Source organism: Thiemannella venezuelensis, assembly GCF_014203605.1.
GTDB classification, from domain to species: Bacteria; Actinomycetota; Actinomycetes; order Streptosporangiales; family Streptosporangiaceae; genus Planomonospora_A; species Planomonospora_A venezuelensis.
Genome location: NZ_JACHJJ010000001.1, coordinates 101,402 through 113,491, shown reverse-complemented (window position 1 = coordinate 113,491; position 12,090 = coordinate 101,402). Strand labels below are relative to the sequence as shown.

Genomic DNA, 12,090 nt, shown 5'->3' with positions numbered 1-12,090 from the left:
GCGACCCCTACGCCAGGTGATCACCCGGTTCGCCCTGGAACGGGCGCACCTCCACCGGGAGCGTGGTCGCCCGGGCGAGTTTGCGTCCCCACTCCAGCGCGGCGTCCAGATCGGGCGCCGCGACGATGGATATGCCGCCGACGTGCTCCTTGCCCTCGGTGTACGGGCCGTCGGTGATGAGCACCTCCTCGTCGCGGACCCGCACCACGGTGGCCGTGCCGGGGTCGTGCAGCCCGCCGGCGAAGACCCACGCGCCCGCGGCCCGCAGTTCGTCGTTGAATGCGTTCACTTCCCGCATGATCGGCTCCAGGACCTCGGGGGCGGCGGCGCCGCCGTCGGGCTGCTGGATGCTGAGCAGGTAGTGCTTCATCGTCCCTGGTCTCCCTGATGAGTCGGATGTCGCGGCCGGCGTTCCCGGCCTCTCACCACCTACACGAACGGCCTCCCGCCGGATCGACACAGTACGCCGAAAAAATCCGTGGTCCGTGATCGAGCGCGGGCACCGCGTGTCCCGGCGGTCGCCGGTGACCATCCTGCGGGAGCGTCCCGACGGGCCCGGCGTTCACGGACGAACGGCCGTTCCGGATTCCGCGCGGCGCCGGCAGGACTCACGCCGCCCGGCGAGCCATGATGGGGTCCGCGATGATGCGAACCGGCAGGCACAGCGTCTGGCCATGCGCCTGGAACAAGGCATCACGGGAGCTGAAATACCCCAGATCGGTCAGGACGTGGCCGGACAGGTCACATGACGAGCAGGTCGTACCGTCCCAGTCCACGGCGGTGCGGGCCACCGCGTCGAAGAGCGTCTCACCGCCGGTGTTGGTGAACCCGCCTCCCTCCTGCAACGTGCCCAGATCACCGTAGAGCTCGGAGACGGCCACCCACTGGCCGCCGAGCATGAACTCCGGCCAGGCGAGCACCACCTGATGCGGGACCAACGCCCGCAGCCGGGGAAATCGCGAATGCCAGAAACGCCCGTCCACCAGCAGCCCTCTGACCCGGCCGGCGATCCCGCCGGCCCGCCCCACCGCTTCCAGCACCGCCAGCCGCTGGCTGCATGATCCACGCTCCAGGAGAAGCGTCCTGGAGACCGGTTGCGTGTCGTTCATGGCATATACCGGACGTACCCGTGCGGCGATGAGCCGGTGGGCTGCGATCAGAAAACCCCGGTCCGTCCCGGTGTTCTCACGCCGGGCATCGCTCACCAACCTCGACACCCGGGGATGTCCCCAGTCCAGGATGGGCGTCGCCGCCAGCCCGCCTTCGACCGCTGCCTGGTGGAGGGCGGCAGCACGATGACGTCGCAAAGGCGAGAAAACCGACTTCATCGTACGATCACGACGTATCGAGCGGACGCCGGCGTCGAGGATCGCGGATGCGCCGGCCGCGTGAGCCGGCGGGTCACGGCGAGAGGGCCTCGGGCGCTCTCCGCGGCCCGGAGATGCCGTCACCACCGTCGGCGCACGGTCGCCTTGCCACCGGTCACCAGGCTCGCCGGCGGAACGTCGTCGGCCACGACGGCGCCGGCGGCGACCACGGCATCACGGCCGATGCTGACGCCGGGCAGGATCGTGGCACCGGCGCCGATCCACACGTTCTCCGCCACGTCGATGGGTGCACCGCTCAGCCACTCCCGCCGCTCCTCGGGATCGACCGGGTGACCGACGGTGATGAACGCGGCCTTCGGCCCGACCATCACACGATCGCCGAGCCGGATGCCGGCGTAGTCCAGGAACGTGCAGTTCTGGTTGATGAACACGCGCTCCGCGAGGTCCAGGCGAAGGCCGTGGTCCGTGTAGAAGGGCGGATAGATCGTGACTCCCGCCGGCAGCGGCTTGCCGAGGATCCGTTCGAACAGTTCCGCCCTGCCTGATCCGTCCTCGAAGGGCAGGACGTTCAGGCGCGAGGTGAGCTCGGTGACCCGCAGGACCCTGTCGGCCATGGCCTGGAACTCGGCGCTGTGGATGCGTATGAGACGGTCGTCGGACATGCCACGGTCCTTTCTGGTGGAGCGGTGACCGGGTAAGACTCGCCGGACGCCGGTGGGGGCTGCTGTCAGCGGCCACCCGGGCCGCCTTCGTCAGGGGTGGGCCGTGCGGGCATTCGCGGTGTCGCCGCGCCGCGGCGTCGTCGCCCAGGACGGGAGCCAGACCGCCCCGGGGAGCCTCGGCAGGCTTCCGAGGTGGGTGATGACGCCACGGAGTCCCGGATGCGGATTCCTGCTGGGAAGGATGAGCGAGAGCGGGTACGCGAGGGTCGGATTCACGATGGGGATGCGGCGTAGGTCGTGGTCCGCCGGCCAGACGTACCGGTCGCGCGCCCCGACGAGGGTGGCCACGTCCGCGGAGTCCGCGAGGGTGTCCAGAAGTACCTGGTCTCCGAAGTGCGGGCCTGCCGCGTCGATGCGCAGGTCGAAGTCGGTGGCGAGCTGATCGTAGAACTCCGCCCACTCGCTTCGGGGCGCGATACCCGGCACCCATATCCGGTGCTTGCGCAGCTGCGGCGGCGTCAGTCTCCGCGCGGAGGCGAGCGGATGCCCCGGGCCGACGAGAAGTTCCAGCGGGGAGTCGAACGCGTGGACCATCTGCACGTCGGGCGGAAGCACGGCCGGGTCGGTGACGGAACGGAACGAGGCGTCGACATCGCCTGCTTCGACGGCGGCGACCACCACGCTCGGGTCGTCGACCCGGAGGGTCACCACGTCGAGGTCGGTTCCGGGACGCGACCGCCAGTAGTCGTGCAGGACGACGGCCTGCGCGCTCCGCAGACCGAGGACGTCGATCCGAAGGGCCCGGGAGCCCGGCCTGACCGCGGTGACGGCGCGCTCGACACCCGCGACGATGCTCCGCGCGTGGGGGAGAAACGCCTGACCGTCGAGCGTCAGCTCAACCCCTCGGGCGGTACGTGTGAACAGACGGACTCCCAGCTCGCGCTCCAGGGCGGCGATCCGCTTGGAGACCGCCTGCTGCGTCACGCCCAGCTCATCGGCCGCATGCCGCAGCCGTCCGACCTCGGCCGCCCGGACGAACGATCGCAATGCCTCGGTGTCCACCGGTTCACCCTAGGCGTGCACAACCGATCGTTGCGGCTCGCCGGGAACCGGTTGTCCGATCACTCCCAGCGCGGCTGGTGCGCTTCAAGCATCCACTGGAAAGCGGACGGTTCGGAGGACCCCACCGTCTCGATCCGGGTGGGGACGACCGGCGAGTCGAGGCTGCACCGGTGGCGTGAGCGAACGGAGACGCGAAGGGACCCAGGGTGTCACCGGGGTCTCTTCGCTCTTTCCGATGTGACGGTCGTTCACCGGAGGCCGGCCCATCACGATGATCTTCGGGAAGGGGGGGCGTGGGACACCATGGTCCTGTGGAATCGATCATCATGCGGCGCTTCGCCGGCAGTGACTCGGCGGAAGAGCTCACCACGCTCCTGCACCGCGCGTATGCGGATCACGCGGCCGCCGGGCTCGTCTTCTTCGCCTCGTACCAGTCTCCTGAGGACACACTGAGCCGCCTGGACAGAGGTGAGTGCTGGATCGCCCTGGAGCAGGAGACGATCATCGGAAGCGTCACGGTGACAGGGGCGTACGGCACTCCACCCGGATATCCGTCATCCGCCGACGCGGGATCCTTCTGGCAACTCGCAGTGGACCCGGCCCGACGGGGAACAGGCCTGGGACACCGTCTCCTGACCTTGGCTGAGACGCGCATCGCCGCTCTGGGCGCGTCGAGGGTGGTGATCGACACTTCCTCGCAGGCCACCGATCTCCTCGCCTGGTACAGCCGCCGCGGCTACGCATCGATCGGGACGTGGAGGTGGGACGTCACCAACTACGACAGCGTCGTTCTGGCCAAGAACCTCGCTGTTTGAACCCGCCTCTTGCCCGACAAGGTCTCAAAACACCTCCCGGGGATGGCCGCCCGGGGAAACGCGACCAGCATCATTTCGCGCATATTCCGTGAACACCGGATCAGAACCGCTCACGACGGCGTACGACTGCACACGACTGCGCACCCCGGAAACGATCAATAGCGCCCCAATCGGTCGGAATTCCCGGCCAGGAGCCGTTTCGCGTGATCGGCGAAGGGCGTGGGATTCGAGCCCAGGAGGACCGTCACCGGCCCCATCGGTTTTTCAAAAGGACTGCGTTCCGGACGGACGGGACCTTCCAGCAGTCCTTGCACCGGGGCGACGGCTCTCCCCCCGCACCCCGCACGGCAGAGAGCGCCCTGCAGATATCCCGCGCCGGCCGGTCACGGCGAAGGCCCGGAGACCGGAAAGACAACGCCTAAGGACTATGCCCATTGCTCTCGATATGCCAGTGTACGGATCAACATTCTTGATCGATAAGTATGCACGAGAGGCACTCGGCATGATTCGGATAGACAGGCTGACGAAGCGTTTCGGTGACAGAACCGCCGTGGACGGCTTGACGTTCACCGTTGAGCCTGGCCGGGTCACCGGATTCCTCGGCCCGAACGGAGCAGGCAAGTCGACGACCATGAGAATGGTCCTCGGCCTCGACAAACCGAACTCCGGAAGCGTGACGATCAACGGCCGCGACTACGTGGGCATGACCCGGCCCATGCGTGAAGTGGGCGCGTTACTCAATGCCCATGCGGTGCACGACAGGCGCACAGCGCGCAACCATCTGCTCTGCCTCGCCCAGACCAACGGTATCCCGGGCAGGCGGGTGGACGAGGTACTGGAACTGGTCGGGTTGGAGTCCGTGGCGCACAAGCGGGCCGGCAGCTTCTCGTTGGGGATGGGCCAGCGGCTCGGGATCGCGGCGGCGCTCCTCGGCGACCCGCAGGTCCTGCTGTTCGACGAACCGGTCAACGGCCTGGACCCCGAAGGTATCAAGTGGATCCGCGAGCTGATGCGCGGGCTGGCCGGCGAGAACCGCACTCTCCTGGTCTCCAGTCACCTGATGAGCGAGATGGCGCAAACCGCCGACCACCTCGTCATCATCGGCAAGGGGAAGCTGATCGCGGACATCGGCATCGGCGAGTTCCTCCGGCAGGGCTCCAATGTGCTGGTGCGGGCAGACGACCAGGACCGGCTCGTTCCCCGTCTGGTCGAGGCAGGCGGCTCCATCCAGCAGGGGACCGACGGCTCATTCATCGTCACCGGGCTGGACACCCGGCAGATCGGAAAGATCGCGCTGGACGTCGGCGTCGTGCTGACGGAGCTGACACCACAACGCTCACTGGAGCAGGCCTACATGGGCCTGACCCGCGACAGCGTCGAGTTCCAGGCGGGCGCGGCATGAGCGCCGCCATCGCGGACACGATGCGGTCGGAGTGGACCAAGTTCCGCTCGATCCCCTCCAACCTGCCCATCCTGCTGGCAACGGTCACGGTCATGGTAGGCGCGAGCGCACTGACCACCAGCAGGGCGAGCGAGAACCACCAGGCGGTGGGAGCGGCGTTCGACCCCACGTACATCAGCATGTACGGCGGGTTCCTCTTCGCCCAGATCAGCGTGGGCGCACTCGGCGTGCTGGTGGTGACATCCGAATACGCCACGGGAATGATCCGCACGAGCCTGACCGTGGTCCCGCGGCGGGGACGGTTGCTGGCCGCCAAGGTCTGGACGTTCGGTCTGATCGCCTTGGTAACGGGGGAAGTCGCCGCCTTCTGCTCTTTTCTCCTCGGCCAGATCATGATCGGAGCGGGCGGCGCTTCGCCTGCAACGCTCGACCAGCCCGGTGTCCTGCGCGCCGTCGTCGGTATGGGGCTGGTCTGGGTCCTGGTGGGTCTCATCGGCGTGGCACTCGGCTGCCTGCTACGGAACACGATGGCCGCCACGACCATGGTGACGGCTGTGAACTTCATCATCCCCATCATCGGACCCCGGCTCATGCCCGCAGCCGTCGGAGAGTGGGTGACCACCTACTGGCCGATCTCAGCCGGACTTCAGGTCATCACCACTGCCCACCATCCGGAGCGGCTCGCCCCCTGGACGGGGTTCGGCCTGATGACCGCTTGCACAGCCGCCCTGCTCATGGCGGCCTTCGCGGTGTTTCGCCTACGGGACGTCTGACAGCATCGGATGTTCATCAAGGCGGATGGACCACGTCCTCGGATCGGCGTAAAAACCTCGACGAGGCAGGTGCCGCGGATGGATCTTGAAGTCGACACCCCGAAGACCAAGACCGGGAACCGGGTTGTCTCCCTCGACGAGGACAGGGCAAAGCCGCTGAAGGCCCCCCACACGGTTCAGCAGCCGGAGAGCCCGCTGGAGGCGAGCTCATGCCACCGTGTTCCCCCGGAGGGTTCCGACGATCACCACCGGAACCGGCTCGCGATGTCTCTGCAGGTCAGAGGGTGTCTGAAAAGCTGACGTCCGCGTCGCTGTTCAGCTGCCTGCTGGTATGCGCTGCTGGGTGCGGGAGGTCCTCATGCCCGTACATCGATGCCCCTACCCGACCGATCTGACCGATGCCGAATGGGCACTGCTGGAACCGCTGGTCCCACCTCCGAAACGCGGTGGTCGTCCGGTGCGGCACTCGCGCCGGGAGATCGTGAACGCGATCGCCTACTGGCTGCGGGCTGGCTGCGCCTGGCGGCTTCCGCCGCATGATTCGCCGCCCTGGCAGACGGTCTACCACTACCGGCGGCACGGGAACATCGACGGTCCACGGGAGCAGGCGCTGGCGGTGCTGCGCGAGCGCGAGCGCACCCGGCAGGGCCGCGATCCCACCCCGAACGCCATCATCGACAGCCAGAGCGTACGTGGCACCGAACACGGCGGCCTGCACGGCTACGACGGCGCCAAGAAGGTCCTGGGCGTCAAACGCCACCTGCTGGTCGACACCCTGGGCCTGGTACCGGGCGCCTGCGTCAGCCCTGCCGACACCGGGGATCGCGGCGGGGCGCTGGTGCTGCTGTCGCGGTCAATCGACCGCTTTCCTCGAATGGTGCATCTATGGACCGATCAGGGCTATCGCGGAGAACGCTTCATCGGCTGGGCCCGCGAGGCGCTCGGGGGAGCGTGCAGATCGTGGTGCGCCGAGGCGGACGTCGTGACGGCGCTCACCCCGCCACCGGACGGCACGACCCCGGACCTCAACGGCGCCGTCCCGCAGCCGCTGTGGGGGTTGGGCACGAGGTACTGGCCGGACGAGGCACCCGTCACCCTGGAGACCGAAGCGGCCATCGACCGGATCATCGCAACGGTCCACCGCGTCCAAGACAAGAAACGGCGGGCGCCATGACCCGCCGCCGCTTCTTCGCCGGCGCGTCCCGCCCGGCAGGTCCCGTCTGGGGCACCGGCCTCGGGCTCGCCCCAGGAGCCCGGCACGGTGAGCAGCGTGTCCGGCGGGCCTTACCACGTGGCCGAGGACCGTGCCGCCTTCTCGGGTGTGGCCCGCAGCTCGTCCTCCAGCTCCTCGACGATCCGCTGGGTGAGCGTCCGCAGCCGTGCTCTGTGCCCGGTCAACTCCCCGGTGAAGTCCCGCGCCGCCGGGCCCACCCAGACCGCCTTGCCGGTGAACGCCGCATGCGCCGGGTCCAAGGCCGTTTCCAGCCGAGCCGCGTGCATGCGTACCTTCGCCAGCGCTCGCAGCAATTCCTCTCTGCGGGGATTGAGGGCCATATCCTGCGGTTCGGGGGCCAAACGCTTCCCCTTTCTCCTTGGAACGGCTTGCGCGGTCTCCCGGACGATATGAGATGGTGCGCTCAGACGGCCAGCTCTTTGGAGGATATCCAATGCCCCGTTCCAGCCGAAGGCTTCCCGTACGGCTCGGCGCGACGCTCCTGGTGGTGGCTCTGGCCGCGGTCGGCTGCGGTGAGAAGGAGCCGACGGCTGCCGAGGCGGGTGCGACCCTCAAGAACCACATCCTGAAGCTTCTCGACGAGGTGAGTGCCCAGAATGTCCAGGTCACCGACCCCGGCAAGGACATACCTTGCGGCGACGGCAAGGCCAAACGTACCTTCGCTGCCACCGGCTTGGACATCGCTGGGCAGACGAAGCCCAGAATGCTCAACATCCAAATGCTCGGCGCATTAAGCGGGTTCGCCGATTACAAAATGACCGGACCGGGTGGTGAAAAATTCAGTGTTACCAGTGAAGCAACGAAGACCTCGCTTCACATGGACTCATCGGCGGACGGGCAGTACACGGTCCGGGGGGAGACAGAATGCCTCAATCGGTCATGAGCTTGTCCGTATAGAGACGGGCTCTCTCGAAGGCAGGCTGCTTCGCGCCCTCGAAGTACTGTGTCTCGCGACGACTCAACTGCCCGAACGCGAACTTATCCCCTCTGCCCATGCCGTTGTCGACAAACCACTGATCAAGAGCTTGCAGACCTGCTTTCCCCTGCTTGACGATCTCATTGAAAGGACGGAGCGCACCGTCCGGGCCGACGATAGAGCCCGACGGGTCCACCTTTGGCGTGAACCCCTGCGTCATGAGAAGCCGAGCTGCTTCATACTGGCGAGCCAAAGTTTCCGCCCCGTCCAGCTTCTGGATCTCCTCTACTTGCATCTTCGGGTCGCGCCCGTAGGTGTAGTAAGCGGAGACTCCAGTGGAGAGCGCAGTCCAAGCCCTGGGGATGGTGGAGAAGGGGTTGATCAGTCCAAGAACTCCCAGAGTGCCACCCGCGAGGAAGCTCTCGGCGTCTTCGGCATCCTCGACGCCATCGTCGTTGGGCTTGAGAACTCTCACGGCAGCAGCCAACTCGAAGCCTCGCACATTGCCCAAGGCCGCGAACAAGTTGTCCAGCGCGGTGACATCCCCACTACTTCTCGCCATCTCAGAAGCGTGCGGAAGCATGCGATGGAGAAGATTGTCCATGCCGTCGTCGAAGGGACTGCGGGTCTCAGAGGTCCCAGCGAAGGTGGTCATGAAGCGGAAGGTGTCCTCCGGGCTCAACCGGAAGGCACCGCGCAACCCAGGAGGCGGTGTCCACTCGAACAGGCCGGGAGTGGTCTGCATGGCACTGCCCTTGGCCACGTCAGAATCACCGAGATCTGCGCCCAGGGTGATCTCCGTGGCGTACGAGCCTGCGATCTCCGCCAGGTGGATCCGGGTCGCGTCGTTCAGCGACCACCCGTCCGCCGCGGTCATCACGGTGTAGGCGAAGAGCGCCGCTTCCTGGCTGTGTTCGCCGTCCTGCTCGTCATAGGCGCCGGAGGCCGCGGCCAGGAGCCGCCCGAAGGCGTCCGATCCCTCCGCTGATCTCCCCGCCCGCTCATTGAGCCCTTTCAGGAACGCGGCCAGTTCGGGCCGGCTATCCCACTTCTCGGGGGACGGGGAAAGTGGCCCGAAGGGGAGCGCAAGAGTCGGGGAGGCCGGGTTGGCGCCGAACTCGGCTGCCGAGCCGATCGCGAGGCGGGCCGCGGCGGGGTTGTTCCCCAGCGCGTTGAGCAGCCCCGCCAGGGTCGGGCCGCTGATCCGGCTGCCGGGTCTCAGCGCGGGCGCGACGAGTCCGGCCAGCCACACGTCCGGATAGTCTCCATGGCTCAGCAGGGTGGCGACCGCCTCCATGTCCTCGGCGCCCTCGGCCTTCGCCTTCTCCACGGCCTTCAGCACCGCGGCGAACCCGGGAACCTTCGCCCCGCCGCTGATCGCGGTGGCGAAGGCCGTACCGGCCGCACGGAGCGCATCGGGCCGCTTCTCGCCGGGCAGCCGGCGCAGAGCGGCCGCCACCTGGCGGACCCCGGCCGGGCCGAGGGCGGCGAAGAACGCCGCGGTGAAGACGGCATCGTGCTGGTGCGCCTTCAGCTCCCTGAGCACCGCGGCGATTCTGTCGGAGGCGTACGGCCCGGTGAGTCGGAACTCGTCCGGGTCGATGGCGGCGAACCGCTTGCCCAGGTCGGTGCCCTGCCGCTGCGCCTCGGCGGGGGAGAGCAACGACGCCTCCCGGTACGGCCGCAGCCCCACGCTGGACATCCCGGGGAGCTCGGGCATGGGAGCGGTGATGGTCGCCACCCGCTGCCGCAGCCGGGGAAGCTGCTGCTCGGTCCAGCCACCGATCTCCCGGATCGGAGCGAGCCCCGCGGCGGGCAGGTCGACCGCGGTCAGCTCACGGCGGATGTTCTCTGCCTGCTCGGCGATCACCTGCCCGGCCTGTTCCAACTCGGCGATGAAGCCGTTCATCAGCGCCGGGTCGATCCCGGAGAACTCCGGTGCGAGCGGCCCGGTCCCCGGTGGTACAGAGGGGGTCTCTGTCATGCCGTCCATCATCGGCGACAGGGGATCGGGACGCGAGGGTTCGGGAACAGATCTCCAGTCGGCCTGGAGCCTTCGTGTCTCCGGCTGTACGGCACCATCCCTATCCCACGGCCGGCGGCATGCGGCGGCTCAGAGCGGCACACGGCTGCATGCCCCGGAAACGATCAACGGCGCCTCACCGGGGCAGAACCCCTGGTCAGACGCCGTTTCGCGTGCTCGGCGGAGAGCGTGGGATTCGAACCCACGAGGACCGTCACCGGCCCTAGCGGTTTTCAAGACACCTGAAAGATCGTTTGCTGCCGTCGGGTGGCGTTGGGCAACCACAAACCAGCAGCTCAAGCGCCTTCTCCATGGGTGGCTGGCGTTGGCTGATCACGACTGTATTCGGACCTGTTGTTCCCATCGTGTTCCCATCTGGGCACGCGGTCCGCCGTCCTCTCACCAGGCATGACGTCAAGCGAAAACGGCCCCAAGCGGGTGCGCGAACACCTGCTCAGGGCCTTGATCCATCACCCTGACGTAACCAGGAGAGGACCCATGCACAACCGTATCTCCGGGACCGTACTGACGCCCGGTGACGACCGGACGCCCGTGATCGGCGCCCCGGCTTCCACCGAGCCGCCCCGCTCCCTGACCTCCGGCGAGTACGCGACCGTTGCCGCCGTCGGTGCGGTGGTCTTCGCGCTCGGCCTGATCGGCTTCGTCAACAGCTTCGCCAAGGTCACCGAGGCCGCGCAGCCGTTCTTCGGCGCCCTGGCGTGGACCGTACCGCTCGGCATCGACCTCGGCATCCTCGCCTTCTCGGCCCTGGACATCGTGCTTGCCCGGCTGGACATGCGGGTCAAGATCCTGCGGTTCGTTCCGTGGGCGCTGACTGCTGCGACCATCTACCTCAACGTGGCCGGGGAGTACGACCCGTTCGCCGTCGTCGCTCACGCCATGCTGCCCATGCTCTGGGTCATCGCCGTGGAGGTCGCGGCCCACGTCTTCCGGCGGTTCGCTGGACTGTCGTCCGAGACCCACATGGACAGCATCCGCAAGTCGCGGTGGCTGCTGGCGCCCATGACGACGTTCTCCCTGTGGCGCCGGATGGTCCTGTGGGAGATCCGGTCCTACCCGCTGGCGCTGGGCCGGGAGCGTGACCGCGTCTTGGCCAAGACCGATCTCCAGGACCGGTACGGGCGGCTGTGGCGCTGGAAGGCCACCCGCCGAGAGCGTGCCCTGTACAAGCTCGGGGAGCTCGTCCCGGCCGATCTGGTCCCGACCGGCAAGGTCTTGGCGGAGGAAGCCGACGAGGAGACCGTCCTCGTGGACGAGGGGGTCGAGCTGGCGGACGACGGCCGCTCGGTGGACACGGACGAGGCCGGGGATAAGGACGACCGTCCCGAGCCGGTCCGCCCCGCGCTCCGCGCCATCGACGGGGACTGTCCCCGCAAGCCGGGCCGGACGAGGTCTTCGTCTTCGGACGTGGCCGACCTGCTCCCTGTGGGGACGAGGGTCGTCGAGAAGCTGGCCGAGCAGGACCGTCCCCTTACTCGCGACAACCTCGTTGCTGGCCTGCGGGACCTCGGTCAGCCGATTTCGACCGGGCGGGCCTCAAAGCTGCTCGCCCTGCTCAAGCAGGGGACAGCGGGCGAGACACTGACCGCTTCGGCCGCCAGCCGGTAACCGGCGCCGGGGACGGTCCTGTCCTCGGGCGGGGCCGCCACGGGCCGCTCGGATAGCCGGTCCGTCCCCGGTGCTGGGGAGCCGTCCCGATCTCGTCCCCGTGAGCGCTGGGGGCCGTGCCTTACCGCCGTCCCCGTTCTTGTCCGCCTGACGGTCTGCGGGCTCGTCCCCGCTTCCGTCCCCAACAAGCAAGCGACCCCGGCCGGTGCGCCAACACCGGGTCCGGGGCCTGAGTCCACTTCCTGC

General features: G+C 67.9%; 13 protein-coding genes and 1 tRNA gene. 7 read left to right on the top strand and 7 right to left on the bottom strand.

Annotation, left to right across the window (positions count from 1 at the left end; genetic code table 11):
* Positions 1-7: 7 nt before the first annotated feature.
* The 4 genes from FHS22_RS00605 to FHS22_RS00590 form a co-directional block, all read right to left on the bottom strand.
* Positions 8-370, bottom strand: coding sequence for a YciI family protein (locus FHS22_RS00605; RefSeq protein WP_184937331.1), 363 nt, complete (start codon positions 368-370; stop codon positions 8-10).
* 238 nt (positions 371-608) lie between these two features.
* On the bottom strand, positions 609-1,328 hold the full coding sequence (locus FHS22_RS00600) for a hypothetical protein (protein WP_221473070.1): 720 nt from the start codon (positions 1,326-1,328) through the stop codon (positions 609-611).
* Between the two features lie 119 nt (positions 1,329-1,447).
* On the bottom strand, positions 1,448-1,990 hold the full coding sequence (locus tag FHS22_RS00595; RefSeq protein ID WP_184937330.1) for a DapH/DapD/GlmU-related protein: 543 nt from the start codon (positions 1,988-1,990) through the stop codon (positions 1,448-1,450).
* 90 nt (positions 1,991-2,080) lie between these two features.
* Positions 2,081-3,052, bottom strand: coding sequence for a LysR family transcriptional regulator (locus FHS22_RS00590; RefSeq protein WP_184937328.1), 972 nt, complete (start codon positions 3,050-3,052; stop codon positions 2,081-2,083).
* A 311-nt stretch (positions 3,053-3,363) separates the two neighbouring features.
* Here FHS22_RS00590 and FHS22_RS00585 point away from each other — a divergent pair, with 311 nt between their 5' ends.
* The 5 genes from FHS22_RS00585 to FHS22_RS00565 all read left to right on the top strand — a co-directional run bounded on the left by FHS22_RS00585 (position 3,364) and on the right by FHS22_RS00565 (position 7,216).
* Positions 3,364-3,867 carry a GNAT family N-acetyltransferase gene (locus tag FHS22_RS00585; protein ID WP_184937326.1) on the top strand — a complete coding sequence of 168 codons (504 nt, stop codon included), beginning with the start codon at positions 3,364-3,366 and terminating at the stop codon, positions 3,865-3,867.
* A gap of 502 nt (positions 3,868-4,369) precedes the next feature.
* On the top strand, positions 4,370-5,269 hold the full coding sequence (locus FHS22_RS00580; protein WP_184938292.1) for an ABC transporter ATP-binding protein: 900 nt from the start codon (positions 4,370-4,372) through the stop codon (positions 5,267-5,269).
* Positions 5,266-6,042, top strand: coding sequence for an ABC transporter permease (locus tag FHS22_RS00575; protein WP_184937324.1), 777 nt, complete (start codon positions 5,266-5,268; stop codon positions 6,040-6,042). The genes FHS22_RS00580 and FHS22_RS00575 overlap by 4 nt, the downstream gene beginning before the upstream one ends.
* A gap of 78 nt (positions 6,043-6,120) precedes the next feature.
* On the top strand, positions 6,121-6,342 hold the full coding sequence (locus FHS22_RS00570) for a hypothetical protein (RefSeq protein WP_184937322.1): 222 nt from the start codon (positions 6,121-6,123) through the stop codon (positions 6,340-6,342).
* 58 nt (positions 6,343-6,400) lie between these two features.
* Positions 6,401-7,216 carry an IS5 family transposase gene (locus FHS22_RS00565; protein ID WP_184937320.1) on the top strand — a complete coding sequence of 272 codons (816 nt, stop codon included), beginning with the start codon at positions 6,401-6,403 and terminating at the stop codon, positions 7,214-7,216.
* Positions 7,217-7,326: 110 nt separating this feature from the next.
* On the opposite strand, the gene FHS22_RS00560 is transcribed toward FHS22_RS00565, so the two are convergent.
* Complete coding sequence (locus FHS22_RS00560) at positions 7,327-7,515, bottom strand: hypothetical protein (protein WP_184937318.1); 189 nt, start codon at positions 7,513-7,515, stop codon at positions 7,327-7,329.
* Positions 7,516-7,709: 194 nt separating this feature from the next.
* Here FHS22_RS00560 and FHS22_RS00555 point away from each other — a divergent pair, with 194 nt between their 5' ends.
* Positions 7,710-8,159, top strand: coding sequence for a hypothetical protein (locus tag FHS22_RS00555; protein WP_184937316.1), 450 nt, complete (start codon positions 7,710-7,712; stop codon positions 8,157-8,159).
* Here the strand turns inward: FHS22_RS00555 and FHS22_RS00550 are convergent.
* On the bottom strand, positions 8,146-10,188 hold the full coding sequence (locus FHS22_RS00550; protein ID WP_184937314.1) for a hypothetical protein: 2,043 nt from the start codon (positions 10,186-10,188) through the stop codon (positions 8,146-8,148). The genes FHS22_RS00555 and FHS22_RS00550 overlap by 14 nt on opposite strands.
* Positions 10,189-10,396: 208 nt before the next feature.
* Positions 10,397-10,526 (bottom strand) — tRNA-OTHER (locus FHS22_RS00545).
* A 187-nt stretch (positions 10,527-10,713) separates the two neighbouring features.
* Between FHS22_RS00545 and FHS22_RS00540 the strand changes: the two genes are divergently transcribed.
* Entirely contained in the window at positions 10,714-11,844 is a 1,131-nt protein-coding gene (locus FHS22_RS00540) for a DUF2637 domain-containing protein (protein WP_184937312.1), read from the top strand.
* Positions 11,845-12,090: the final 246 nt, after the last annotated feature.